The following is a 25,964-nucleotide window of genomic DNA, read 5'->3' as shown; positions in this document are numbered from 1 at the left end:
CTGCCGAATCGGTCACCGCCGAAGTACGCGCGTCTCCCCGGCTGTTGAGCCGCCCGCAGGCGGTCCAGTGCCGGAACTGTGCCTTCTGCCCGTGGACTTGCTCCTCCCGCCCAGGCAGGCCTCGGTCACGCGCGTCCCGCACGTCCTCTTCGGGTTCCGGAAGCGAGTGAGGCCCGCCCCCCGAAGGGGACGGGCCTCACCTACAGCTCTACAGCTACCGCAGCCGATGAGCGGTCGGGGTCAGAGCGTCAGCTCTGGCCGCCGGCCAGCTTCTCGCGCAGGGCGGCCAGGGCCTCGTCCGACGCCAGGGCGCCGGAGTTGTCCGCGGACTCCGAGGAGTACGAACCGCCGCCGCCACCGCTGCCGCCGGAGGCAGCCGGGGCAGCGCCGGCCGGGGCAGCAGCACCCTCGGCCGCAGCGGCCTCGTCGGCCTCGCGGGACTTGATGACCTGGGCCTGGTGCTGCTCGAAGCGCTGCTGCGCCTCGGCGTACTGGGTCTCCCAGACCTCACGCTGCGACTCGAAGCCCTCGAGCCAGTCGTTGGTCTCGGGGTCGAAGCCCTCGGGGTAGATGTAGTTGCCCTGGTCGTCGTAGGACGCGGCCATGCCGTACAGGGTCGGGTCGAACTCGACCGAGGCCGGGTCCCCACCGAAGGCCTCGTTGGCCTGCTTCAGCGAGAGGCTGATGCGACGGCGCTCGAGGTCGATGTCGATGACCTTGACGAAGATCTCGTCGTTGACCTGGACGACCTGCTCCGGGATCTCCACGTGGCGCTCGGCCAGCTCGGAGATGTGGACCAGGCCCTCGATGCCCTCGTCGACGCGCACGAACGCACCGAACGGAACGAGCTTGGTGACCTTACCGGGAACGACCTGCCCGATCTGGTGCGTACGGGCGAACTGCTGCCACGGGTCTTCCTGCGTCGCCTTGAGCGACAGCGAGACGCGCTCGCGGTCCATGTCGACGTCGAGAACCTCGACGGTGACCTCCTGGCCGACCTCGACAACCTCGGAGGGGTGGTCGATGTGCTTCCAGGACAGCTCGGAGACGTGCACGAGACCGTCGACGCCACCCAGGTCCACGAAGGCACCGAAGTTGACGATCGAGGAGACGACGCCGGAGCGGACCTGACCCTTCTGCAGGGTCGTGAGGAACGTCTGGCGGACCTCGGACTGGGTCTGCTCGAGCCAGGCACGGCGGGACAGGACCACGTTGTTGCGGTTCTTGTCCAGCTCGATGATCTTGGCCTCGAGCTCCTTGCCCACGTAAGGCTGGAGGTCGCGAACGCGACGCATCTCGACGAGCGACGCCGGGAGGAAGCCACGGAGGCCGATGTCGAGGATGAGACCACCCTTGACGACCTCGATGACGGTACCGGTGACGATGCCGTCTTCTTCCTTGATCTTCTCGATGGTGCCCCAGGCACGCTCGTACTGAGCGCGCTTCTTCGAGAGGATCAGGCGGCCTTCCTTGTCCTCCTTCTGGAGAACCAGGGCCTCGATCTCGTCGCCGACCTTGACGACCTCGTTCGGGTCGACGTCGTGCTTGATCGAGAGCTCGCGGCTCGGGATGACGCCTTCGGTCTTGTAACCGATGTCGAGGAGGACCTCGTCCCGGTCAACCTTGACGATGACGCCCTCAACGATGTCGCCGTCGTTGAAGTACTTGATCGTCGCGTCGATCGCCGCGAGGAACGCGTCCGCGTCGCCGATGTCGTTGACCGCAACCTGCGGAGTGGTGGCGGTGGTCTCGGTGCTGCTCGTCATGTGGGAAAGGGCTCCGGTACGGACAGTGAGTCGTAGGTACTGCTACGCCGAAAGCCCGTATCGCCTCTGCAGAAGCCGGACAGCCGGGAAAGCACCTACCCGTCTCCGGAAAAGGCGCCTCGACAACCGAGGGGACATGCAACAGACGCGAGCGCGGCCTGCTAGGTCTGAGGCGCGCAGGCTCGCAGCGCAACTTGTAGCATACGGGGGCAGCCGGACAGGGTCAATGCGCGAAGGCGCACACCCGGGGCAGAACAGCCCGATCCCGGCACAACTCGCGTTCGCCGAGGCCACATCGGCCACGGCGAGGTGTCGCGCACACACGGACGTACTCACCCGTACGGCCCGTGGAGGCACCGCCGCAGCGGGTGAAGGCAAACTACAACGACGGGCACGATGAGCCAAGAGATGCACGGGAACGAACCCGAAGCGACCCGCCGGGACGCCGGTGACGCCGAGAGCAGCCGGGCGAACCGCGGGTGGTGGGACCGCAACGCCGACGAGTACCAGAGCGACCACGGGGCCTTCCTGGGCGACGAACGCTTCGTCTGGGGCCCGGAAGGACTGGACGAGGCCGAGGCCGCCCTGCTGGGGCCCGCGGCCGCCCTCGAAGGGCTGGACGTCCTGGAGATCGGCGCGGGCGCCGCCCAGTGCTCCCGCTGGCTGGCCGCCCAGGGCGCCAGACCGGTCGCCCTGGACCTCTCCCACCGCCAGCTCCAGCACGCCCTGCGCATCGGCGGAGACGTACCCCTCGTCGAGGCGGACGCGGGGCGGCTCCCCTTCCGGGACGGCTCCTTCGACCTGGCCTGCTCCGCCTACGGTGCGGTGCCGTTCGTCGCCGACCCCGTGCAGGTGTTCCGCGAGGTGCACCGGGTACTGAGGCCCGGCGGACGCTGGGTCTTCTCCGTGACGCACCCGATCCGCTGGGCGTTCCCCGACGAGCCGGGGCCGGAGGGCCTCTCCGTCGCGGCCTCCTACTTCGACCGGGTGCCGTACGTCGAGCAGGACGAAGCGGGTGACGCCGTGTACGTGGAGCACCACAGGACGCTCGGCGACCGCGTGCGGGACGTGGTGGCGGGCGGTTTCCGGCTGATCGACCTGGTGGAGCCGGAGTGGCCCGCCTGGAACGACCAGGAGTGGGGCGGCTGGTCCCCGCTGCGCGGCAACCTCATCCCCGGGACCGCCGTCTTCGTGTGCGAGCGGGACGGGCGGGCCACCGGCTGAGGAACCGGCGGGTGCGGGCCCGTGCCCTGATGGCCGGGCCGCCCGGGTCACCGGCCACCCCGTCACGGAGGGCGGCGTACGAGACTGGGGGCGTGATCCGTACCGACGCCCTGGACCAGTTGCCCGTCCGCACCGCCGTGCCCGCCCTGGAGCGGGCGCTCGACGAGCGGGGTGCCGCGGTGCTCTGCGCCCCGCCGGGAACCGGTAAGACGACCCTCGTGCCCCTGGTGCTCGCCGGACTGACCGGGGGCGGCCCGGGCCGCCGCGTGCTCGTCGCCGAGCCGCGCAGGATCGCGGCGAGGGCCGCGGCCCGCCGGATGGCGTGGCTGCTAGGCGAGCGGACCGGCGACCGCGTCGGGTTCACGGTGCGCGGGGAGCGGGCGGTGGGACCGGACACCGTCGTGGAGGTGGTGACGACCGGCGTGCTGCTTCAGCGGCTGCAGCGCGACCAGGAACTGGCAGGAACCGACGTGGTGGTCATCGACGAGTGCCACGAGCGGCACCTGGACGCCGACACCGCAGCCGCGTTCCTCCTCGACGTACGGGAGACGATCCGGCCCGAGCTGCGCCTGGTCGCCGCGTCGGCGACCACGGACGCGCAGGGCTGGGCCCGGCTGCTGGGCGACGCACCGGTCGTCGAGGCCCAGGGCGTGTCCCACCCGGTGGAGGTCGTGTGGGCGCCGCCGCCGGCCCCCGTTCGGCCACCGCACGGGATGCGGGTCGACCCCGCCCTGCTGACGCACGTGGCCACCGTGGTGCGCCGGGCCCTCACCGAGCGGGAGGGCGACGTGCTGTGCTTCCTGCCCGGGGTCGGGGAGATCGGCCGCGTCGGCGGGATGCTCGCCGGGGCGGGCGCCGAGATCCTCCAGGTGCACGGCCGCGCCCCGGCGGCCGTGCAGGACGCCGTGCTCGCCGGACCGTCGGACGGACGCCGGGTGGTGCTGGCCACGTCCGTCGCCGAGTCGTCCCTGACGGTGCCGGGGGTACGGGTCGTCGTGGACTCCGGGCTGGCCAGGGAGCCGCGCACCGACCACGCGCGGGGACTGAGCGCGCTCACGACCGTACGGGCGTCGCGGGCGGCCGGACGCCAGCGGGCGGGCCGCGCGGGGCGTGAGGCCCCGGGCGCGGTGTACCGCTGCTGGGACGCGGCGGAGGACGGGAGACTGGCCGCCTACCCCTCTCCCGAGATCAAGGTGGCCGATCTCGCCGCGTTCGCCCTGCAGGCGGCGTGCTGGGGCGCTCCGGACGCCTCCGGGCTCGCACTCCTGGACCCTCCGCCCGCCGGGGCGATGGCCGCGGCGCGCGAGGTGCTGGGCGCCGTCGGCGCGGTGGACACCTCGGGCCGGGCGACGGACCGGGGCGTGCGGATGTCCCGGCTGGGCGTGCACCCCCGGCTGGCCCGCGCCCTGCTGGACGGTGCGCAGGAGGTGGGCGGGCGCCGGGCGGCGGAGGTCGTGGCCCTGCTGAGCGAGGAGCCCCCGCGCGAGTACGGCGACGACCTGGCACACGCGCTCCGCACGGCCCGGCGGGGCGGGGACGGCTACGCCGCGCGGTGGCGGCAGGAGGTACGGCGGCTGTCGCAGTCCCTCGGCAGGGCGAAGGGGGACGACGGCACCGGTACGGACGACGCCGCGGTGGGGGTCGTCGCGGCGCTGGCCTTCCCGGAACGCGTGGCGCGGGCCCGGGGCGAGGGTGCCTTCCTGATGGCGTCGGGCACGGGCGCCGAGCTGGGGAACGGCTCACGGCTGCGCAGCGCCCCGTGGCTGGCCGTCGCCGTCGCCGACCGGCCCGCCCACGCGGCCTCCGCACGGGTGCGGCTGGCGGCCGTCGTCGACGAGGACACGGCGCAACTGGCAGCGGCCCACCTGCGGTTCTCCGGCGAGGAGGTCCGCTGGGCGGACGGCGACGTCGTGGCGCGGTCCGTGGAACGCCTGGGCGCGATCGAACTGTCGGTGCGCACCCTGCGCCGGCCGGCCCCGGCACTGGTGCGCGGGGCGCTGCTGGAGGGGCTGCGCCGCGAGGGATCCGGGCTCCTGCGGTGGAGCAGGGACAGCGAGCAGCTGCGGCTGCGGCTCGCGTTCCTGCACCGGGTCCTCGGCGCACCCTGGCCCGACGTGTCCGACGAGGCACTGCTCGCGCGTGCCGACGAGTGGCTGGAGCCGGAGCTGTCACGGGCCGGGCGCCGCGCGGACCTGGCGAGGATCGACGCGGGGCAGGCACTGCGCAGGCTCCTGCCGTGGTCGACGGGGGACGCGGCCAGGCTCGACGAACTCGCCCCGGAGCGGATCGAGGTGCCGAGCGGATCGAGGATCCGCCTCGACTACGGCGGTGAGCAGCCCGTACTCGCGGTGAAGCTCCAGGAGCTCTTCGGGCTGCGCGAGACGCCCCGGGTCGCCGGAGTGCCGCTCCTGGTCCACCTGCTGTCGCCCGCGGGCCGGCCCGCGGCGGTGACGGCGGACCTGGCGTCGTTCTGGCAGGAGGGGTACCGGAGCGTGCGGTCGGAGCTGCGCGGCCGCTACCCGAAGCACCCGTGGCCGGAGGACCCGACGACGACGGAGGCGACCCGCTTCACCTCGGCGCGGCTGCGCCGGGAGTAGGCCTTGCGGGGCAGCGCGGGTCGCCCCGCGCAACGGCCGTACACAGCCCGACGGACGGGGCAGGCGACCGCGCGGGGCAGCCCGACATCCGGCCCCGGGTGCCCGCCCGCGGCACGGGCCGGGGTGCCCGGCCCTGGAGCCGGACACCCCGTGTCGGTTACCGCTCAAACCGCCGGAGCCGCCTCGACCTTCAGCTCGATGACCAGCGTGACGCCGTTCGCCGTGGTGAGCCGCAGCTTGTAGGTGCCCTCGGCGGCGTCGGCGAAGATCTCCGGGAGCTCCAGGAGCCCGTCGGCGCCGGTGGTCAGGTCGAGGGTGCGTACGGTCTTGCCCTCGACGTCCTTGAAGTACGGCCCCTTGTCATTCTCGGCGGGCGTCTCCGCGTCGGTGATCATCGTGGCGGTGACAGCGGTGTCCGCGAGCCCCGTGCCCTTGTAGGTCGCCCGGACCTGGACCCGGTCGGCGAACCGGGCGCCCGGAGCGGCCGTCAGCACCTTGTCGTCGGTCCGTGCGACGGCGTCCGCCTGCCGCGCGGTGACGCTCGCCGTGTAGGTGAGGGTGCGCGGTTTGACGGTGCCGGCGACGGCCGTCACCTTGAAGTCGCCGGTCTTCTCACCCGCCGTCAGGAACGGGGCGGTGACGGTGCCGTCGCTTCCGGTGCTGGCGGTGACCACGGTCCTCCCGCCGGCGAAGCGGGCGTCCGTGTCGCCGACCACGGTGAAGGTGACCTCCGCCTTGGCCAGCGGGGCGCCGAGGGTGTTCCTCGCCCGGACCTTGACGCGCTGCGCGAACGCTTCGCCCGCGGTGGCCTTCAGAGGTGCGGTACCCGCGTTCTCCAGGCTGCCCAGGGTCGACGGTGCGGGCGGGGGCGTCGGCGGGGTCGTCGGCGGGGTCGTCGGCGGCTTGGCCGGAGGAGGCGGCGGCGTGGGGTCGGTGCTCGGCGGCTTGCCGCCCCCGTGGGCCGGCGGCTTCGGTCCGCTGCTCGGAGGCGTACTGCCGCCGCCCTGCCCGGACGGGGGCGTGGGTGACGGGCTGCTGGGGCCGCTGCTCGTGTCCACCGGGAGGACGCCGGTGCCGTCGGGGACCTCGTGGGTACCCCGGTTGTAGAAGTCGAACCAGGAGCGCACCGTGCGCAGGTACTCCTGCGAGTGGTTGTAGCTCAGCACCGCCCGGTCGAGGTCCGGGGCGAGCGACAGGTCGCGGGTACCGGCGCAGAGGTAGCGCCCGGCGGCCAGCGCCGCGTCGTAGATGTTGTTGGGGTCCTTGCGTCCGTCGCCGTTGCCGTCCTGGCCCCAGGTCTCCCAGGTGGACGGGATGAACTGCATGGGGCCGACCGCACGGTCGTGGGTGGAGTCCCCGTCGTATGCCCCGCCGTCGGTGTCCTTGATCAGCGCGAAGCCCTGGCCGTTGAGGGCCGGGCCGAGGATCGGGGAGAAGGTCGTGCCGTTCGCGTCGACCTTGCCGCCGCGGGCCTGGCCCGACTCGACCTTGCCGATCGCCGCGAGGAGCTGCCACGGCAGCCGGCACGCCGCGTCGGTGCTCGCGAGACCCTGCTCAGCCTTCTTGTAGGCCGCCAGGATCGAGGCGGGTATGCCTGATTCGGCACTGCCGGTCACGGGCAGATTCGCGGACGATCCGGGCTTGTCGGGCGTGACGAGCGGCGGAAGGTCCGTGTGGTACGGGGAGTTGCCGGTGACGGCGTCGTCCCCGGACGGTATCGCGCCGGCCGTCGTCTGGTCGCCGGCGGTGTCGGGCTGCGGTAGGGCGGGAGCCTGCGAGGCGGACAGGGCTGCCACGGCTGCCGCGGCCACCGCGGTGGTGGTGGCCCCCCTGCGCAGTCTGCGGCCGAATTGCGCTGCCATACGTGTCGGTCCCTCCCCGTCGTCGGCTGCCCGCGCTCCCCAGCGCGAAGACTCAGGCGACCCTACGGCAACTCCCGCCGCCCGGACACAGGCCCCCACCGGTTCTTACCGATTCTTCAGCTTCGCGTCGCCAAGTCGTCGCCTTCCCCGGGGTGCATGACGTGGGCTCACCGCATACGTGCCGCCATGCCGTTCACGCTCAGTCACGCCGCCGCGGTCCTTGTGGGTGTCCACCGGTCCGGGAGGGGCCGGGGCCGCCTCGTCGCCTCCGCGCTCGTCGCGGGCTCGTTCGCACCGGACTTGACCTACTACGCGGACAGTGTCGTCCCAGGGGCGATGGAGTTCGGTGAGGTGACACACGCGGCGTGGGGGGTGTTCAGCGTCGACGTCCTCGTCACCGGTGTCCTGGTCGGCCTGTGGCTGCTGCTGCGCGAACCACTCGTCGCGCTGCTGCCCGCAGCGTCGCAGGGTCGCGTCCACAGCTTCGTGCGGGGGCGGCGGTGGGAGCCCGGCGGCCCGGTCCTGCCTCCGGTGGCGTGGTTCGCCGTGTCGGCCGTCATCGGCTCGGGCACCCACGTCGTGTGGGACGCCTTCACCCATCACGACCGGTGGGGCACGGAGCTGATCCCCGTCCTCAGCCGGAGCGCCGGCGGATTCCCGGTGTTCCAGATCGTCCAGTACGGCAGTTCGGCGGCGGCCGCGGCGGTCCTCGCCCTCTTCGTGTACGCGGGTCTGCGGAGCGCCGGCCCCCTGCCCCGGCCGGAGTCCGTGCCGGTGCTCCGCCGGGCCGAACGCATCGGTGCCGGTGCGTTCCTCGCCCTGTGCGTCCTGCTGGGCACCGTCCACCGGTGCGCCCGCTGGTACGCGCGCTTCGAGCGGATCGACAGCCCCCTGGACATCGTCCCGACGGCCTGCTTCGGGGCCGGGGCGGGCCTGGCGGCCGGCCTGGTCCTCTACGGGGCGTGGATGCGGCTGGGCGCCAAGCAGGCCGGCTCCGGCCGGTCGGGACGGTCCGGTGCACAGACCGCCCGCCCCGGCCCGGCGGGCCGGGGCGCCGGCTGAGACGTCAGTGCGCGGCGGTCTCCCAGTCCGTGCCGACACCGACCGAGACGTCCAGCGGCGCACGCAGCTCGACCGCCGTGGACATCTCGCGGCGCAGGATCTCCTCGACCTGCTCCCGCTCACCCTTCGCGATCTCCAGGACGATTTCGTCGTGGACCTGGAGCAGCATCCGCGACGTCAGCTTCGCCGTCGTCAGCGCACGGTCCACGTTGAGCATCGCCACCTTCACGATGTCGGCGGCCGTGCCCTGGATGGGCGCGTTGAGCGCCATCCGCTCGGCCGTCTCGCGCCGCTGACGGTTGTCACTGTTCAGGTCCGGGAGATACCGCCGGCGGCCGAAGACCGTCTCCGTATAGCCGGTGGACCTGGCTTCCTCGACGACCCGGCGCAGGTAGTCGCGCACCCCGCCGAACCGCTGGAAGTAGGTGTCCATCAGCCCGCGCGCCTCACTGGCCTCGATGTTCAGCTGCTGGGAGAGGCCGAACGCGGAGAGCCCGTACGCCAGTCCGTACGACATCGCCTTGATCTTGCGGCGCATCTCGGCGTCGACCGCCGTCTTCTCCACGCCGAACACCTGCGAGGCGACCGTCGTGTGCAGGTCCTCGCCCGAGTTGAACGCCTCGATCAGCCCGGCGTCCTCGGAGAGGTGGGCCATGACCCGGAGCTCGATCTGGCTGTAGTCGGCCGTCATCAGCGTCTCGAAGCCCTCGCCGACGACGAAGCCCCGGCGGATCGCGCGGCCCTCGTCCGTACGCACCGGAATGTTCTGCAGGTTGGGGTCGGTCGAGGAGAGCCGGCCGGTCGCCGCGACCGTCTGGTTGAACGTGGTGTGGATACGGCCGTCCGCACCGATCGTCTTGATCAGGCCCTCGACCGTGACCCGCAGCTTCGCCTGCTCCCGGTGGCGCAGCATGAGAACCGGCAGCTCGTGCTCGGTCTGCGCGGCCAGCCAGGCCAGGGCGTCGGCGTCGGTCGTGTAGCCCGTCTTCGTCTTCTTCGTCTTCGGCAGGGCCAGTTCGCCGAAGAGGATCTCCTGGAGCTGCTTGGGCGAGCCGAGGTTGAACTCCCGGCCCACCGAGGCGTGCGCCTCCTTCACGGCCTGCTGCACCGAGCCCGCGAACTGCTGCTCCATGCCTTCCAGATGGGCCCGGTCGGCGGCGATGCCGTACCGCTCGAGGCGGGCCAGCATGATCGACGTGGGCAGTTCCATGTCGTGCAGCAGCTCGGTGGCACCGACCTCCCGCAGCCGTGCGGTGAAGGCGTCGCCGAGGTCCAGCACGGCCCGCGCCTGCGCCATCAGGGCGTCGGCCTCCGCCCGGTCGTCCGCGCCGAAGGCGAGCTGCCCGTCGGCCGACGGGGCCGGCGCCAGCTCACGGCCGAGGTACTCGACGGTCAGCGCGTCCAGGGCGAAGGAACGACGGCCCGGCTTGACGAGATAGGCGGCGAGCGCCGTGTCCATGGTGATGCCGTCCAGCCGCCAGCCCTGCTCGGGGAAGACCCGCAGGGCGTTCTTGGCGTTGTGCATGACCTTGGGCCGCTGCGGGTCGGCGACCCATGCGGCGAAGGCCCGCTCGTCGGCCTCATCGAGCCCGGCCGGGTCCAGCCAGGCGGCGGAACCGTCGGCGGCGGCGAGCGCGACCTCCGTGACCGTGCCCACGCCCAGCGACCAGGTGTCCACCGTCATCACACCGAGGGGCTGCCCGGCGTGCGCCTCGAGCCAGGGGGCGACCTCGCCCGCACCCAGCACCACACCGTCCAGGTCGATACCGGCCGCCGGCTCCGGCGGCGCCGCCTCCTCCGCACCGGGGTCGACGGCCAGCAGCCGCTCACGCAGGCTCGGGTTACGGATCTCCAGGACGTCCAGCACACCGGTGACCGCCGTGCGGTCGTAGGGAGCACGCTCCAGCTCGGAGGGAACCTTGGGCAGTTCCACGTCTCGGACCATCTCGGTCAGCACACGGTTCATCTTCACCGCGTCCAGATGGTCGCGGAAGTTCTGGCCGGCCTTGCCCTTGACCTCGTCGGCACGCTCGACCAGCTCCGCGAACGAACCGAACTGGTTGATCCACTTCGCCGCCGTCTTCTCACCCACACCCGGGATGCCCGGAAGGTTGTCCGACGGGTCACCGCGCAGCGCCGCGAAGTCCGGGTACTGGGCGGGCGTGAGGCCGTACTTCTCCTCGACCTTCTCCGGGGTGAAGCGCGTCAGCTCCGAGACGCCCTTCGTCGGGTACAGCACGGTCACGTTGTCCGTGATCAGCTGGAACGAGTCCCGGTCACCCGTGACGATCAGGACCTCGAAGCCCGCCGCCTCGGCCTGGGTGGCCAGCGTCGCGATGACGTCGTCCGCCTCGAACCCGTCCACCGCGAACCGGTCCGCGTGCATCGCGTCCAGCAGCTCGCCGATCAGCTCGACCTGCCCCTTGAACTCGTCGGGGGTCTTGGAGCGGTTCGCCTTGTACTCGGGGAACTCCTGCGCACGCCAGGTCTTGCGGGACACGTCGAACGCCACCGCGAAATGCGTGGGCGCCTCGTCGCGCAGCGTGTTCGCCAGCATCGACATGAAGCCGTACACGGCATTCGTCGGCTGCCCCGTCGCCGTCGTGAAATTCTCCGCGGGCAGGGCGAAGAACGCCCGGTACGCCAGGGAGTGCCCGTCCATGAGGAGCAGGCGCGGTCGGTTGTCTGCCGTCTTCTTCGATGCCGTCTCAGCCACGCCCCCGATCCTGCCACGTACCACCGACAATCCGGACCGGCCGCCGCTCGTCCCCGGCTCGGGCGCCGCTCGATCCCCACCGTCACGCGCACCGGCCGGACCCTGCCGCCCGCCCCCTTCCCCCCGGGCGCCCCGGCTCCCGTACATGACAGGATCGAAGAACAGTGAGAGCGCGCCAGGACGCGCCAGGACCCACCTGGACGAACGCGCGCCCGCAAGCGCTCGAAGGGGAGCACCATGGCCACCAAGCCCCCGACCGGTGACCCGGTCCAGGACGCCCCGCAGGTCGAGGAGGCCCAGCACGCCGCCGCCGGGCTGCCCGCCGTCGCCCACACCCTGCGCATCGCGCAGCAGCAGATGGGCGTGCGCCGCACCGCGCAGACCCTCCTCAAGGTCAACCAGAAGAACGGCTTCGACTGCCCCGGCTGCGCCTGGCCCGAGGGCGACAAGCGGCACACCGCCGAATTCTGCGAGAACGGCGCCAAGGCCGTCGCCGAGGAGGCGACCCTGCGCCGCGTCACCCCCGACTTCTTCGACGCCCACCCCGTCGCCGATCTGGCGACCCGCAGCGGCTACTGGCTCGGCCAGCAGGGACGCATCACACAACCCGTGTACCTGCCCGAAGGCGGCGACCGGTACGAGGCCGTCACCTGGGAGCGCGCCTTCACGATCATCTCCGAGGAACTCACCGCGCTCTCCTCCCCCGACGAGGCGCTCTTCTACACCTCCGGCCGCACCAGCAACGAGGCCGCGTTCCTCCTGCAGCTCTTCGCCAGGGAGTTCGGCACCAACAACCTGCCCGACTGCTCCAACATGTGCCACGAGTCGTCCGGCTCCGCGCTCACGGAGACGATCGGTGTCGGCAAGGGCAGCGTCAGCCTCGAGGACCTCCACCGGGCCGACCTGATCATCGTCGCCGGCCAGAACCCGGGCACCAACCACCCCCGGATGCTGTCCGCCCTGGAACAGGCCAAGGCCTCCGGAGCGAAGATCATCTCGGTGAACCCGCTGCCCGAAGCCGGCCTCGAACGGTTCAAGAACCCGCAGACAGCCCGCGGCATGCTCAAGGGCGCCGACCTCACCGACCTGTTCCTGCAGATCCGCATCGGCGGCGACCAGGCACTCTTCCGCCTCCTGAACAAAATGATCATCGAGGCCGACGGAGCCGTCGACACCGACTTCGTCACCGAACACACCCACGGATACGAGGACTTCGCCGAGGCCGCCCGCACCGCCGACTGGGACGAGACCCTCACCGCCACCGGCCTCGACCGCGACACCATCGAGCGGGCACTCACCATGGTCCTCGCGTCGAAACGCACCATCGTCTGCTGGGCCATGGGCCTCACCCAGCACAAGCACTCCGTGCCCACCATCCGCGAAGTGGTCAACTTCCTCCTCCTGCGCGGCAACATCGGCAGGCCCGGCGCCGGCGTCTGCCCCGTACGCGGCCACTCCAACGTCCAGGGCGACCGCACCATGGGCATCTTCGAACGCCCCGCCCCCGCCTTCCTCGACGCCCTCGACCGGGAATTCGGCATCACCTCGCCGCGCCACCACGGCTACGACGTCGTACGGTCCATCCAGGCACTCCGCGACGGCGACGCCAAGGTCTTCTTCGCCATGGGCGGCAACTTCGTCGCCGCCACCCCCGACACCACCGTCACCGAGGCAGCGATGCGCCGCGCACGGCTCACCGTCCACGTCTCGACCAAGCTCAACCGCTCCCACGCAGTCACCGGCACCCGCGCCCTGATCCTGCCCACCCTTGGCCGCACCGACAAGGACGTGACCGCCGGAGGAAAGCAGTTCGTCACCGTCGAGGACTCCATGGGCATGGTCCACTCCTCACGCGGCAACCTCACCCCCGCGAGCCCGCACCTGCTCTCCGAGCCCGCGATCGTCGCCCGCCTCGCCCGCGCCGTCCTCGGCCCCGCGTCCACCACACCCTGGGAGGACTTCGAGAAGGACTACGGGACGATCCGCGACCGCATCTCCCGCGTCGTACCCGGCTTCGAGGACTTCAACGCCCGCGTCGCCCGGCCTGGCGGATTCACCCTCCCCCACGCACCCCGCGACGAACGCCGCTTCCCCACCGCCACCGGCAAGGCCAACTTCACCGCCGCCCCCGTCGAGTACCCCGAACTCCCCGAAGGCAGGCTGCTGCTCCAGACCCTGCGCTCCCACGACCAGTACAACACCACGATCTACGGCCTCGACGACCGCTACCGCGGCATCAAGGGCGGCCGCCGCATCGTCATGGTCAACCCCGAGGACGCCCGCGCCCTCGGCCTCGCCGACGGCTCCTACACCGACCTCGTCAGCGAGTGGAAGGACGGCGTGGAGCGCCGCGCCCCCGGCTTCCGCGTCGTCCACTACCCCACCGCACGGGGCTGCGCCGCCGCCTACTACCCGGAGACGAACGTCCTCGTCCCGCTCGACGCGACCGCGGACACCAGCAACACCCCCGCCAGCAAGTCGGTCGTCGTCCGGTTCGAGACCGCCTGAGGGCCCCGGGGGCCCAGCACCGGGCCCCCGGGCACCCACAGCCCTAAGCGCACGCTCAGCAGTCTGATAAGAACAGTGCACACAGCAACGGACGAGCACACGATCGGAGCCGACCCCATGGGCGAGCACACCGCACCCACGTTCCCGCAGGAGATCATCGACGAGTACGCGGCCCTCGGCGTCGACCTCCCCGCCCTCTTCTCCGCCGGACACCTCGGCGAGCGCATGGGCGTCAGGATCGTCGAGGCCTCCGCCGAGCGCGTCGTGGGCACCATGCCCGTCGAAGGCAACACCCAGCCCTACGGACTGCTCCACGGCGGCGCCTCCGCCGTCCTGGCCGAAACCCTCGGCTCCGTCGGCACCATGCTCCACGGCGGCGCCACCAAGATCGCCGTCGGTGTCGACCTCAACTGCACCCACCACCGCGGCGCCAGCAGCGGCCTCGTCACCGGCGTCGCCACTCCCGTCCACCGCGGCCGCACCACCGCCACGTACGAGATCGTCATCACCGACGAGCACGACAAGCGGGTCTGCACCGCCCGCCTCACCTGCCTGCTCCGCGACGCACCGCGCCCCGACGCGGGCTGACCGAGCCCTCGCCAACACCCCACTGCCCGGCCGGAAAACGCACCGCATTCCGGACCGGGCAGACCCATATCCGAAGCAAAACACCGAAGTTGGCGGACACGGACGGTCAACACCCTTGACCACTCAAGTCGTTCCATGAGCCACTTCACCGGCCACACTGCACCAGGGCCGCTCAAACGCGTCCCACGGATGTAACACTCCGTAACATGTGCGCAATACGCGAAAAAGCTCACGCACCGCGCCCGCACCCACCACACCGGCACCCCCCGCGCCCCATGCGTCCCATGCGTGCGACAGCACCAAGATCACCCCAAGCCCCTTAGCAGAGCTGCGCGTTCTCACAATGCGGCCACCTCACCCCGCACCGGAAAGCGGTACATGTCCACACAGTGACCACCAAGCCTTCCCCACGGCATAACAAGACAGTCACATCATCAGCGGACCCGTCCCGCACCCCCTCACCTGCCCTTAGAGTCACGGCCAGTCACCGCGCCGCCGGGCGCGTCCGCTGCACGGCCCTGTATCGGCCAGTACGGCCCGGCGATCGTTACGGCACCTCATGCAGAGGAGGCCGCGCCAGGGAAAGGACCTTTCGTGCGACACCGTTCTTCGATCATCCTCACAGCAGTGCTCACCACCGGTGCCCTCACGCTCACCGCCTGTGGGTCGCGCGACGACAACGGCAAGGGCGACAAGGGTGGCGACAGCAAGACCACCGTCGTCATCGGCGTCGACGCCCCCCTGACCGGATCCCTCTCCGCACTCGGCCAGGGCATCAAGAACTCCGTGGACCTCGCGGCCAAGACCGCGAACAAGAACAACGAAGTCCCCGGCATCGAGTTCAAGATCGAAGCCCTCGACGACCAGGCCGTCCCCGCCTCCGGACAGGCCAACGCCACCAAGCTCGTCGGCAACAAGGACGTCATCGGAGCCGTCGGCCCCCTCAACTCCGGCGTCGCCCAGTCCATGCAGGGTGTCTTCGAGAAGGCCGACATGGCCCAGGTCTCCCCCGCCAACACCAACCCCGCCCTCAGCCAGGGCGACAACTGGGGCAAGGGCGACTTCAAGCGCGTCTTCAAGACGTACTTCCGCACCTGCGCCACCGACGTCGTCCAGGGCAAGTTCGCCGCCCAGTACCTCTACAACGACGCCAAGAAGAAAAAGGTCTACGTCGTCGACGACAAGCAGACCTACGGCGCCGGCCTCGCCGCCATCTTCTCCGCGGAGTTCGAGCGCCTCGGCGGCAAGGTCGTCGGCACCGACCACGTCACCGTCAAGGAGACCGACTTCTCCAGCACCGCCGACAAGGTCAAGTCCTCCGGCGCCGACTCCGTCTACTTCGGCGGCCAGTACCCCGAGGGCGGCCTGCTCTCCGACCAGGTCAAGAAGACCGGCGCCAAGATCCCCACCATGGGCGGCGACGGCATCTACGACCCCGCCTTCATCAGCGCCTCCGGTGAGGCCAACGACGGCGACTTCGCCACCTCCGTCGGCTACCCCGTCGAGGCCCTCCCGACCGCCAAGCAGTTCATCGCGGACTACAACGCCGGCGGCTACAAGGACCCCTTCGCAGCCTACGGCGGCTACTCCTACGACGCCGGATGGGCCATCATCCAGGCCGTCAAGGCCGTCGTCGCCGACAACGACGGCAAGCTCCCCGAGGACGCCCGCGCCAAGATCACCGAGGCCATGGCCAAGGTCTCCTTCGACGGCGTGACCGGCAAGGTCTCCTTCGACGAGTTCGGTGACACCACCAACAAGCAGCTCACCGTCTACGAGGTCCAGAAGGGCGCCTGGAAGGACGTCAAGAGCGCCACGTTCGAGAACTGATCGCCCAGCACCACCCCAGCACACGCTCCTGACCGCGCGAGGGCGCAAACAGCGCCCTCGCGCGGTGTCATATCCGACAAGCTCATCGGAGGCACTGCGGTGAACGAACTGCCGCAACAGCTGGCGAACGGCCTCGCACTCGGCGCGCTCTATGGCCTCATAGCCATCGGGTACACCATGGTGTACGGCATCGTCCAGCTCATCAATTTCGCCCACGGCGAGATCTTCATGATCGGGGGCTTCGGCGCCCTCACCACCTACCTCGCGCTCCCCAGCGGAACCTCGCTCATGGTGGTCATTCCCCTCATGATCATCGGAGGCGCCATCGCCTCCGTCGCCGTAGCGACAGCCGCGGAACGCTTCGCCTACCGCCCCCTGCGCGGCGCACCACGGCTGGCACCCCTCATCACCGCGATCGGCCTCTCGATCGTCCTCCAGCAGCTTGTCTGGGGCTTCTACCCCGACGCGAAGAAGCCCCTCAGCTTCCCCGAGTTCCACGGCGGCTCCTTCCATCTGTTCGACAACCTGTACATCCAGCGCGCCGATGCCTTCATCCTCGTGCTCGCCCCTCTGTGCATGCTCGCCCTCGGCATGTTCGTCTCCAAGAGCCGCAGCGGCCGCGCCATGCAAGCCACCGCACAGGACCGCGACACGGCGAAGCTCATGGGCATCAACACCGACCGCATCATCGTGATGGCCTTCGCCATCGGTGCCGCGTTCGCAGCCGTCGCAGCCGTCGCCTACGGCCTCGACAAGGGCCAGATCGGCTGGGAGATGGGCTTCCTCCTCGGACTCAAGGCCTTCACCGCCGCAGTCCTCGGCGGCATCGGCAACATCTACGGCGCCATGGTCGGCGGAGTCGTCCTCGGCCTCGCCGAAGCCCTCTCCATCGCCTACATCGAAGAAATCCCCGGCATGCAGCAGCTCGGCGGTGGCGCCTGGGCCAACGTCTGGGCATTCGTACTTCTCATCGTCGTCCTCCTCGTCAGGCCACAAGGCCTGCTCGGCGAGCGCGTCGCGGATCGGGCGTGAGAGCCATGACAACCGACACCACCAAAACCGCTGCCGTCACCACCCCCGCCGACACCGGCACCCGGACCGCAGGCCTGCGCCGCCTCACCGCCCTCGGCGGCATCGCGACCATCGCCAGCACCTTCCTCGCCTGGACCTGGACCAGCGAATTCACCGGCGACCTCACTATCTACGGCTACCCCGCCGGCCTCCAGCTCCTCACCCTCACCTCAGGCGCTCTCGTACTCCTGTACGCACTCGCCTCACTCGACATCCGAGGCCTCCGCTGGATCGCCCCCACCGGCACCACCAAAACCCTCCAGTTCCTGGCCCTTGGCACCTTCGCCACCACCTGGTTCACCGTCCTCGCCATCACCATCGAACTCGGCGGCCTCGTCAACCTCGAGCCCGGCGGATACGTCGCCGCGGTGGCCTCCGCCATCCCGCTCGCCGCGTTCCTCCTGCCCGACGACACCCGCAAGGCATCCCGCCCCAAGGAACTCCCCTCCTGGGCCGAGATCCTCATCATCGTCGCCGCCTTCGCAACCGGCCTCTTCGTCGTCACCTACGGCATCGACATCGAACCCCCCGAGCTCTTCACCGGCTACCTGATCACCGCGGGCTTCGCCGTCGGCGCCCTGTTCAAGTCCGGCATCATGGCCCGGCTCTCCGCACTCACCACGAAGTACCGCCCCATCGCCGTGGCCGCCGCCTTCGTGGCCGCCGCAGCATTCCCCTTCACCCAGAGCACCGACCAGTACACCCTCATCGCGGTCAACATCCTCATCTTCGCGACCGTCGCACTCGGGCTGAACATCGTCGTCGGCCTCGCCGGACTCCTCGACCTCGGATACGTCGCCTTCCTCGGCGTCGGCGCCTACACCGCCGCCCTCGTCTCCGGCACCACCGCATCCGCGTTCGACGTCCACTTCCCCTTCTGGGCAGCAGTCCTCACCGGAGCAGCCGTCTCCCTCATCTTCGGCGTCGTCATCGGAGCGCCCACACTGCGCCTCCGCGGCGACTACCTCGCCATCGTCACCCTCGGCTTCGGCGAAATCTTCCGCATCACCGTCGGCAACCTCGACGGCGCCTCCGGACCCCAGATCACCAACGGCCCCAACGGCGTACCCAACATCCCCGACCTCGTCTTCTTCGGATACGACTTCGGCGAATCCCACACCATCCTGGGCATCGAACTCGGCGGATACGCCAACTACTACCTGCTCATGCTGCTCGCAATGATCCTCGTGGTCCTCGTCTTCAGCCGCGCCGGCAGCTCCCGCATCGGCCGCGCCTGGGTCGCCATCCGCGAAGACGAAACAGCCGCCACCGCCATGGGCATCAACGGCTTCCGCGTCAAACTCATCGCCTTCGCCCTCGGCGCCACCCTCGCCGGCCTCGCCGGCACCGTCCAGGCCCACGTACAAAGCACCGTCGTCCCGGAGATGTACGTCTTCGCCGGCCCCGTGCCGCCCAACTCCGCCTTCCTCCTCGCCGCAGTCATCCTCGGCGGCATGGGAACCATCAGCGGACCCCTGATCGGCGCCACCCTCCTCTACATGATCCCCGCCAAGCTGCAGTTCCTCCAGGACTACCAGCTCCTCGGCTTCGGCCTCGCACTCATCCTGCTGATGCGCTTCCGCCCCGAAGGCCTCATCGCCAACCGGCGCGCCCAGCTCGAATACCGCGAGACCGTCCAACTCGACACACCCGAAGGCACACTGCCCGAATCCGGCGTCGGCACCGTGAAGGCGGGGGCGTGAACACCATGACGACCACCACCGAAACGACCACCACCCAGACCACCACGACGCCCGTCCTCGACGCCTCCGGCGTGACCATGCGCTTCGGCGGACTCACCGCCGTACGCGACGTCGACCTCAAGGTCAACGCAGGTGAGATCGTCGGACTCATCGGCCCCAACGGCGCCGGCAAAACCACCTTCTTCAACTGCCTCACCGGCCTCTACGTCCCCACCGAAGGCACCGTCCGCTACAAGGGCACCGTCCTGCCGCCCAAGCCCCACCTCGTCACCCAGGCAGGCATCGCCCGCACCTTCCAGAACATCCGCCTCTTCGCCAACATGACCGTCCTGGAAAACGTCCTCGTCGGACGCCACACCAGGACCAAAGAAGGCCTCTGGTCCGCCCTCCTGCGCGGACCCGGCTTCAAAAGGGCCGAAGCAGCCTCCCACGCACGCGCCATGGAACTCCTCGAGTTCATCGGCCTCCAGGACAAGGCCGACCACCTCGCACGCAACCTCCCCTACGGAGACCAGCGCAAGCTGGAAATCGCGCGCGCACTCGCCAGCGACCCCGGCCTCCTCCTCCTGGACGAGCCCACCGCCGGCATGAACCCGCAGGAAACCCGCGTCACCGAAGAACTCATCTTCGCCATCCGGGACCAAGGCATCGCCGTCCTCGTCATCGAGCACGACATGCGCTTCATCTTCAACCTCTGCGACCGCGTCGCCTGCCTCGTCCAAGGCGAAAAACTCGTCGAAGGCACACCCGCCGTCGTCCAGGGCGACGAACGCGTCATCGCCGCCTACCTCGGCACCCCCTTCGAAGGGGACACCCCCGAGAGCACCGACGCCCCCGCAGAAACACCGGACACCGCCACAGCCCCCAAGGCCGACAACGCGGAGCGCACCACCAGCACAGAAGGGGAAACCCAGTGACCGCACTGCTCGAGGTCGAAGACCTCAGGGTCGCCTACGGCAAGATCGAAGCCGTCAAGGGAATCTCCTTCACCGTCGAAGCCGGCCAGGTCGTCACCCTCATCGGCACCAACGGCGCCGGCAAGACCACCACCCTGCGCACCCTCTCCGGCCTCCTCAAGCCCTCCGGCGGCCGGATCCTCTTCGACGGGAAGCCCCTCGCCGGCATCCCCGCCCACAAGATCGTGGCACTCGGCCTCGCCCACTCCCCCGAAGGCCGCCACATCTTCCCCCGTCTCACCATCGCCGAGAACCTCCAGCTCGGCGCCTTCCTCCGCACCGACAAAGCAGGCATCGAAAAGGACGTCCAGCGCGCCTACGACCTCTTCCCCATCCTCGGAGAACGAAGGAAGCAGGCCGCCGGAACCCTCTCGGGCGGCGAACAGCAAATGCTCGCCATGGGCCGCGCTCTCATGTCCCAGCCCAAACTGCTCATGCTCGACGAACCCTCCATGGGCCTCTCCCCGATCATGATGCAGAAGATCATGGAGACCATCGTCGAGCTGAAGGCCCAGGGCACCACCATCCTGCTCGTCGAACAGAACGCCCAGGCCGCCCTCTCCCTCGCGGACCAGGGCCACGTCATGGAAGTCGGCAAGGTCGTCCTCTCCGGCACCGGCGCAGACCTCCTCCACGACGAGTCGGTCCGCAAGGCCTACCTCGGCGAGGACTGAACACCCACGCACACGACGAGGGCCCGCCCCCGGACACCCAGGAGCGGGCCCTCCTCCACACCTACGGCGCTACTCCGCCGACTTCTTCTTCTCCGCGGCATCCTCGATCAACGCCTCGGCCAACTGCTGCATCGACATCCGACGGTCCATCGACGTCTTCTGGATCCAGCGGAACGCCGCAGGCTCCGACAGCCCGTAATCCGTCTGCAGAATGCTCTTCGCCCGGTCCACCAGCTTCCGCGTCTCCAGCCGCTGCGAGAGATCCGCGATCTCACCCTCCAGCGCCTTCAGCTCCGCGAACCGCGACACCGCCATCTCGATCGCCGGCACCACATCACTCTTGCTGAACGGCTTCACCAGATACGCCATCGCCCCGGCATCCCGGGCCCGCTCGACCAGATCCCGCTGCGAGAACGCCGTCAGCATCAAGACCGGCGCGATCGACTCCTCAGCGATCTTCTCGGCGGCGGAGATCCCGTCCAGGACCGGCATCTTCACATCGAGGATCACCAGGTCCGGCCGGTGCTCCCTGGCCAGCTCGACGGCCTGCTGCCCGTCCCCGGCCTCACCGACGACCGAGTAGCCCTCCTCCTCCAGCATCTCCTTGAGGTCGAGGCGGATGAGCGCCTCGTCCTCGGCGATGACGACGCGGGTCGTCAGCGGCGGGACGTGCGACTTGTCGTCGTCGGCGGCGTCTACGGGCTGGGGCGACTCGGGGGTGGTCACGGGGCTCCTTGGTATGGGGCAGATACTGCTGCCCCGAGCCTACCTAGCTCCTGTAAGGTAGTTACGCGCAGGGCAGCGATGCCCCTTCCTTTCTAAGGCCCCAGTACTCCAATGGTTAGAGAGGCCGCTCTCAAACAGCGGACAGTGTGGGTTCGAATCCCACCTGGGGCACTTTTCCTTCGATTCTAAAGCCGCAGCACATTGCGACGACTTCACGAGATCGAGTGATCACCTTCCCGGATTCGTGCCGCCACGTCAGCACTGTGCGTCAAAGTCGAGAACGTGTACGACCTCGACACTCGCAAGAACGCCCTGGCACTGGTCGCTCAGGGCTTCAGCCAGAACTCCGTCAGCAAGCAGACCGGGATCTCTCGAGCTGCCATCCGTTCCTGGCTGAAACGAATAGAGCCCCTCGGACATAGCCGGTGGGTCGAATGCCCTCGGTGCGGCGACACCCCGAGACCCCCGGATGCCCCCGCCGCCTACTCGTACCTGCTCGGCCTCTATCTCGGCGATGGCTGCGTCAGTTCCGCCAAGCGGGGTGTGTACTCCCTCCGCATCGCGTGCGCCGACGCGTGGCCGGGGCTGATCGACGCCTGTGTCGAGGCTGTACAGCGTGCGCGGCCTGGCAACAAGGTCTGCCGCGTGCAGAGTCAGGGCTGCCAGTACGTCACAAGCTTCAGCAAGCACTGGCCCTGCTTCTTCCCTCAACATGGGCCTGGGAAGAAGCACAACCGCGAGATCACCCTCGAATCGTGGCAACAACAGATCGTTGACGCCCACCCTTGGGAATTCATCCGCGGTCTTATCCACTCCGACGGCTGCCGGATCATCAACTGGACCACTCGGCTCGTCGGTGGCGAGCGCAAGCGCTACGAGTACCCCCGGTACTTCTTCACGAACAAGTCGGATGACATCCGTAAGCTCTTCAGCGACACTCTCACCGCCGTGGGTGTCGAGTGGACCACCCTCGCTCGCGGCAGCGATCCGCTCAACATCTCCGTAGCCCGACGGGCGTCCGTGGCCCTCATGGACGCTCACGTCGGGCCGAAGTACTGACGACCTCTACTTCGGGCTGTCGTCCTCGCCGATGTGGTGCACCCGTACCAGGTTCGTCGAGCCGGCGACTCCGGGCGGGGACCCCGCCGTGATGACCACGACGTCGCCCTTCTTGCAGCGCCCGATCCGGAGCAGTTCGTCGTCGACCTGCGCGACCATGGCGTCCGTCGAGTCCACGTGCGGTCCGAGGAAGGTCTCGACGCCCCAGGTCAGGTTGAGCTGTGCGCGGGTGGCCGGATCCGGGGTGAAGGCGAGGAGCGGGATCGGGGAGCGGTAGCGGGAGAGGCGTTTGACCGTGTCGCCGCTCTGGGTGAAGGCGACCAGGAATTTGGCGCCGAGGAAGTCGCCCATCTCGGCTGCCGCGCGGGCGACGGCGCCGCCCTGGGTGCGGGGCTTGTTGCGGTCGGTGAGGGGCGGGAGGCCCTTGGCGAGGATGTCCTCCTCGGCCGCTTCGACGATGCGAGCCATGGTGCAGACGGTCTCGACGGGGTACTTGCCGACGCTGGTCTCGCCGGAGAGCATGACCGCGTCCGTGCCGTCGATGACGGCGTTGGCGACGTCCGAGGCTTCGGCGCGGGTGGGGCGGGAGTTGTCGATCATCGAGTCGAGCATCTGGGTGGCGACGATGACCGGCTTGGCGTTGCGTTTGGCGAGTTTGATGGCGCGCTTCTGGACGATGGGGACCTGTTCCAGGGGCACTTCGACGCCGAGGTCTCCGCGGGCGACCATGATGCCGTCGAAGGCGGCGACGATGTCATCGATGTTGTCGACGGCCTGGGGTTTTTCGACCTTGGCGATGACGGGGAGGCGGCGGTCCTCCTCGTCCATGATGCGGTGGACGTCGTCGATGTCGCGTCCGGTGCGTACGAAGCTGAGGGCGATGATGTCGGCGCCGGTGCGGAGGGCCCAGCGGAGGTCGTCGATGTCCTTTTCGCTGAGGGCGGGGACGGAGACGGCGACGCCGGGGAGGTTGAGTCCCTTGTGGTCGTAGACCATGCCGCCTTCGATGACGGTGGTGTGGACGCGTGGTCCGTCGATGCCGGTGACTTCGAGGGTGACGCGGCCGTCGTCGATGAGGATGCGTTCGCCGGTGGTGACGTCGGTGGCGAGTCCGTCGTGGGTGGTGCCGCAGGTGTGGCGGTCGCCTTCCATGGGTTCGACGGTGATGGTGAAGTCGTCGCCGCGTTCAAGGAGTACGGGGCCTTCGGCGAAGCGGCCGAGGCGGATCTTCGGGCCTTGAAGGTCGGCGAGGATTCCTACGCTGCGGCCGGTTTCTTCGGAGGCTTTGCGTACGTGGCGGTAGCGCTGTTCGTGTTCGACGTAGGTGCCGTGGCTGAGGTTGAGGCGGGCGATGTCCATTCCCGCTTCGACGAGTGCCTTGATCTGCTCGTATGTGTCGGTTGCGGGTCCCAGGGTACAAACGATTTTTGCTCGTCGCATGGTTCGAGCCTAGACCTTACCTATGGGTAGGTATTTGTCTCTGCATGACTGTCCAACGGCCTTTATGTGAAGGGCTATTGACAACTGTTGAATTGTGCGGGGGCGCGCTCCGATGAGCGCGCGCGGGGGTGGGGTGGGGGCGCCGGGTGTCCTGGTCATCAGATCGAAACCTGTTGGGGGTGTTGCGGGTGGTGGTGGCTGGGCCAGAATCTACGCGCGTTGTTCGCTCGAACGAGGAGTCAAGGATGCCGTTGAACCGCAGGACGTTTCTGGGCCGGTCGGCCGTTGCCGGTGCCGGTGTTGCACTGGCGGGAGGGGTCGGTGCCGGGTCGGCGTCGGCCTCGGAGTCGCGCGGGCACGGTCACGGCCGTCCGGCGAAGCGGTACTCGTTCACGGTGATGGGGACGACGGATCTGCACGGGAACGTCTTCAACTGGGACTACTTCACGGACAAGGAGTTCGACGACAAGGCGCACAACGACGTCGGTCTGGCGAAGATCTCGACGCTGGTGAACCAGATCCGTGAGGACCGGGGTCGTCGTAACACGCTGCTGATCGATGCGGGTGACACGATCCAGGGCACTCAGCTTTCGTACTATTACGCGAAGATCGATCCGATCACGGCGCGGCGTGGTCCGGTGCATCCGATGGCGCAGGCGATGAACAAGATCGGTTATGACGCGGCTGCGCTCGGTAACCATGAGTTCAACTACGGCATTCCGGTGTTGCGTAAGTTCGAGGAGCAGTGTGATTTTCCGCTGCTGGGTGCGAATGCGCTGGATGCGAAGACGTTGCGGCCGGCGTTCGCGCCGTATGTGATCAAGCGGGTGCGTACGCCGCATGGTCGTGATGTGCGGGTGGCGGTGCTGGGGTTGACGAATCCGGGTATCGCGATCTGGGACAAGGCGAATGTGGGCGGGAAGATGGTATTCCCGGGTCTTGAGGAGCAGGCGGCGAAGTGGGTGCCGAAGCTTCGTTCGATGGGTGCGGATGTGGTGATCGTTTCTGCGCATTCGGGTTCGTCGGGGACGTCGTCGTACGGGGATCAGCTGCCGTACGTCGAGAACGCGGCGGGTCTGGTGGCGGAGCAGGTGCCGGGGATCGACGCGATTCTGGTGGGTCACGCGCATTCGGAGATTCCCGAGTATTTCGTGACGAACAAGGAGACGGGGAAGCAGGTTGTTCTCTCGGAGCCGTTGAAGTGGGGGCAGCGGTTGACGTTGTTCGACTTCGACCTGGTGTGGGACAAGGGCCGCTGGGTGGTAGAGAAGGTCGGCGCTTCGGTGCTGAATTCGAACACGGTGGCGGAGGATCCGCGGATCACGTCGATGCTCGGGGACGAGCACAGGAAGGTCGTGGCGTATGTCAATCAGGTGATCGGTACGTCGGTGGCGGCGATGTCGACGGTGGATGCACCGTGGAAGGACGAGCCGGTCATCGATCTGATCAATCTGGTGCAGGCGGAGACGGTGAAGGCGGCGCTGGCGGGTGGGGAGTACGCGGCGTTGCCGGTGCTGTCGCAGGCGGCGTGTTTCTCGCGTACGGCGGCGATTCCCGCGGGTGAGGTGACGATCAAGGATGCTGCTGGGCTGTATCCGTTCGAGAACACGTTGGAGGCGCGGCTTCTGACGGGTGCGCAGTTGAAGGATTATCTGGAGTTCTCGGCGAGGTACTACGTGCAGACGGCTGCGGGGGCTCCGGTGGATACGTCGAAGTTGACGAATGCGGAGAACATTCCGGATTACAACTATGACGTGGTGTCGGGGGTGTCGTACGACATCGATATCGCGAAGCCGGCCGGGTCGCGGATCGTGGGGTTGTCGTTCGAGGGGGCGCCGGTCGATCCGGCGGCGCAGTTCGTGTTCGCGGTGAACAATTATCGGGCGAGTGGCGGGGGTAATTTCCCGCATGTTCCGGGTTCGAAGCAGCTGTGGGCGAATTCGGATGAGATCCGGAACACGATCATCGGTTGGGTGAAGGCCAAGGGTTCGGTGGATCCGGCGGAGTTCGCTTCGGTGGACTGGCGTCTGACGCGTGAGGGTGTGCCGGTGTTCTAGTTTCGGTGGTCTCGCTCGTTCATGGGTTCCCGGGTCTTCGAATTTAGTGGGGGTGTGCTTCCCGTCGGCTCCGCCGGGTGGTTGCACAACGTGATCGGAGCCGCTGGTTGGCGCGGTTACGGAAG

General features: G+C 69.0%; 17 protein-coding genes and 1 tRNA gene. 13 read left to right on the top strand and 5 right to left on the bottom strand.

The features are described 5' to 3' along the window. Window positions 1-248 precede the first annotated feature (248 nt). Window positions 249-1,766: a 30S ribosomal protein S1 gene (gene rpsA / locus ACFU5K_RS23290; RefSeq protein ID WP_384064868.1), complete on the bottom strand. Its 1,518-nt coding sequence runs from the start codon at window positions 1,764-1,766 to the stop codon at window positions 249-251. 396 nt (window positions 1,767-2,162) lie between these two features. Between rpsA and ACFU5K_RS23285 the strand changes: the two genes are divergently transcribed. Together ACFU5K_RS23285 and hrpB are read left to right on the top strand one after the other, a co-directional pair. After that, window positions 2,163-2,990 (top strand): class I SAM-dependent methyltransferase, encoded by an 828-nt coding sequence (locus ACFU5K_RS23285; protein ID WP_384064866.1) that lies wholly within the window; start codon window positions 2,163-2,165, stop codon window positions 2,988-2,990. Between the two features lie 92 nt (window positions 2,991-3,082). Then, a complete protein-coding gene (gene hrpB / locus ACFU5K_RS23280) occupies window positions 3,083-5,587 on the top strand; it encodes an ATP-dependent helicase HrpB (RefSeq protein ID WP_384064864.1) in 2,505 nt (834 codons plus the stop codon). Between the two features lie 164 nt (window positions 5,588-5,751). Here hrpB and ACFU5K_RS23275 read toward each other — a convergent pair whose 3' ends face one another. Beyond that, window positions 5,752-7,449 (bottom strand): lytic murein transglycosylase, encoded by a 1,698-nt coding sequence (locus ACFU5K_RS23275; RefSeq protein WP_384064862.1) that lies wholly within the window; start codon window positions 7,447-7,449, stop codon window positions 5,752-5,754. Window positions 7,450-7,635: 186 nt separating this feature from the next. Here ACFU5K_RS23275 and ACFU5K_RS23270 point away from each other — a divergent pair, with 186 nt between their 5' ends. Further along, a complete protein-coding gene (locus ACFU5K_RS23270) occupies window positions 7,636-8,511 on the top strand; it encodes a DUF4184 family protein (protein ID WP_384064860.1) in 876 nt (291 codons plus the stop codon). 4 nt (window positions 8,512-8,515) lie between these two features. On the opposite strand, the gene polA is transcribed toward ACFU5K_RS23270, so the two are convergent. After that, the gene (polA, locus tag ACFU5K_RS23265) at window positions 8,516-11,227 is read right to left on the bottom strand and encodes a DNA polymerase I (RefSeq protein WP_384064857.1); all 2,712 of its coding nucleotides are present in this window, start codon (window positions 11,225-11,227) and stop codon (window positions 8,516-8,518) included. 237 nt (window positions 11,228-11,464) lie between these two features. Here polA and ACFU5K_RS23260 point away from each other — a divergent pair, with 237 nt between their 5' ends. The 7 genes from ACFU5K_RS23260 to ACFU5K_RS23230 all read left to right on the top strand — a co-directional run bounded on the left by ACFU5K_RS23260 (window position 11,465) and on the right by ACFU5K_RS23230 (window position 20,557). Then, a complete protein-coding gene (locus ACFU5K_RS23260; protein ID WP_384064854.1) occupies window positions 11,465-13,735 on the top strand; it encodes an FdhF/YdeP family oxidoreductase in 2,271 nt (756 codons plus the stop codon). Window positions 13,736-13,852: 117 nt separating this feature from the next. Further along, window positions 13,853-14,323 (top strand): PaaI family thioesterase, encoded by a 471-nt coding sequence (locus ACFU5K_RS23255; protein ID WP_384064889.1) that lies wholly within the window; start codon window positions 13,853-13,855, stop codon window positions 14,321-14,323. A 594-nt stretch (window positions 14,324-14,917) separates the two neighbouring features. Beyond that, window positions 14,918-16,153 (top strand): branched-chain amino acid ABC transporter substrate-binding protein, encoded by a 1,236-nt coding sequence (locus ACFU5K_RS23250; protein WP_384064851.1) that lies wholly within the window; start codon window positions 14,918-14,920, stop codon window positions 16,151-16,153. A 99-nt stretch (window positions 16,154-16,252) separates the two neighbouring features. Further along, complete coding sequence (locus ACFU5K_RS23245; RefSeq protein ID WP_384064848.1) at window positions 16,253-17,185, top strand: branched-chain amino acid ABC transporter permease; 933 nt, start codon at window positions 16,253-16,255, stop codon at window positions 17,183-17,185. Window positions 17,186-17,190: 5 nt separating this feature from the next. Beyond that, window positions 17,191-18,927 carry a branched-chain amino acid ABC transporter permease gene (locus ACFU5K_RS23240; RefSeq protein ID WP_384064888.1) on the top strand — a complete coding sequence of 579 codons (1,737 nt, stop codon included), beginning with the start codon at window positions 17,191-17,193 and terminating at the stop codon, window positions 18,925-18,927. A gap of 5 nt (window positions 18,928-18,932) precedes the next feature. Continuing rightward, a complete protein-coding gene (locus ACFU5K_RS23235) occupies window positions 18,933-19,844 on the top strand; it encodes an ABC transporter ATP-binding protein (protein WP_384064886.1) in 912 nt (303 codons plus the stop codon). Beyond that, window positions 19,841-20,557, top strand: a complete 717-nt coding sequence (locus ACFU5K_RS23230) for an ABC transporter ATP-binding protein (RefSeq protein WP_384064845.1) — start codon at window positions 19,841-19,843, stop codon at window positions 20,555-20,557. The genes ACFU5K_RS23235 and ACFU5K_RS23230 overlap by 4 nt, the downstream gene beginning before the upstream one ends. Before the next feature lie 69 nt (window positions 20,558-20,626). On the opposite strand, the gene ACFU5K_RS23225 is transcribed toward ACFU5K_RS23230, so the two are convergent. Continuing rightward, window positions 20,627-21,283, bottom strand: coding sequence for an ANTAR domain-containing response regulator (locus ACFU5K_RS23225; protein ID WP_384064843.1), 657 nt, complete (start codon window positions 21,281-21,283; stop codon window positions 20,627-20,629). 97 nt (window positions 21,284-21,380) lie between these two features. On the opposite strand from ACFU5K_RS23225, the gene ACFU5K_RS23220 reads away from it, so the two are divergent. Continuing rightward, window positions 21,381-21,454 (top strand) — tRNA-Leu (locus ACFU5K_RS23220). Between the two features lie 111 nt (window positions 21,455-21,565). Continuing rightward, window positions 21,566-22,342 (top strand): transcriptional regulator, encoded by a 777-nt coding sequence (locus ACFU5K_RS23215; RefSeq protein WP_384064840.1) that lies wholly within the window; start codon window positions 21,566-21,568, stop codon window positions 22,340-22,342. Between the two features lie 6 nt (window positions 22,343-22,348). Here the strand turns inward: ACFU5K_RS23215 and pyk are convergent, their stop codons facing one another. Further along, window positions 22,349-23,782, bottom strand: coding sequence for a pyruvate kinase (gene pyk, locus ACFU5K_RS23210; RefSeq protein ID WP_384064838.1), 1,434 nt, complete (start codon window positions 23,780-23,782; stop codon window positions 22,349-22,351). A gap of 245 nt (window positions 23,783-24,027) precedes the next feature. Between pyk and ACFU5K_RS23205 the strand changes: the two genes are divergently transcribed. Further along, window positions 24,028-25,839 (top strand): bifunctional metallophosphatase/5'-nucleotidase, encoded by a 1,812-nt coding sequence (locus tag ACFU5K_RS23205; RefSeq protein ID WP_384064835.1) that lies wholly within the window; start codon window positions 24,028-24,030, stop codon window positions 25,837-25,839. Window positions 25,840-25,964: the final 125 nt, after the last annotated feature.

Origin of the sequence: Streptomyces sp. NPDC057428, assembly GCF_042803195.1 — a bacterium.
Taxonomy (GTDB): Bacteria; Actinomycetota; Actinomycetes; order Streptomycetales; family Streptomycetaceae; genus Streptomyces.
Note: the sequence above shows the minus strand (reverse complement) of the source record. Positions and strands in the feature narration are given on the sequence as shown.

What these genes read in the sequence shown, in the direction of transcription:
- rpsA (WP_384064868.1), bottom strand. Translation starts at nt 1,766, where the DNA reads ATGACGAGCAGCACCGAGACCACCGCCACCACTCCGCAGGTTGCGGTC.
- ACFU5K_RS23285 (WP_384064866.1), top strand. Translation starts at nt 2,163, where the DNA reads ATGAGCCAAGAGATGCACGGGAACGAACCCGAAGCGACCCGCCGGGAC.
- ACFU5K_RS23275 (WP_384064862.1), bottom strand. Translation starts at nt 7,449, where the DNA reads ATGGCAGCGCAATTCGGCCGCAGACTGCGCAGGGGGGCCACCACCACC.
- ACFU5K_RS23270 (WP_384064860.1), top strand. Translation starts at nt 7,636, where the DNA reads ATGCCGTTCACGCTCAGTCACGCCGCCGCGGTCCTTGTGGGTGTCCAC.
- ACFU5K_RS23260 (WP_384064854.1), top strand. Translation starts at nt 11,465, where the DNA reads ATGGCCACCAAGCCCCCGACCGGTGACCCGGTCCAGGACGCCCCGCAG.
- ACFU5K_RS23255 (WP_384064889.1), top strand. Translation starts at nt 13,853, where the DNA reads ATGGGCGAGCACACCGCACCCACGTTCCCGCAGGAGATCATCGACGAG.
- ACFU5K_RS23240 (WP_384064888.1), top strand. Translation starts at nt 17,191, where the DNA reads ATGACAACCGACACCACCAAAACCGCTGCCGTCACCACCCCCGCCGAC.
- ACFU5K_RS23235 (WP_384064886.1), top strand. Translation starts at nt 18,933, where the DNA reads ATGACGACCACCACCGAAACGACCACCACCCAGACCACCACGACGCCC.
- pyk (WP_384064838.1), bottom strand. Translation starts at nt 23,782, where the DNA reads ATGCGACGAGCAAAAATCGTTTGTACCCTGGGACCCGCAACCGACACA.
- ACFU5K_RS23205 (WP_384064835.1), top strand. Translation starts at nt 24,028, where the DNA reads ATGCCGTTGAACCGCAGGACGTTTCTGGGCCGGTCGGCCGTTGCCGGT.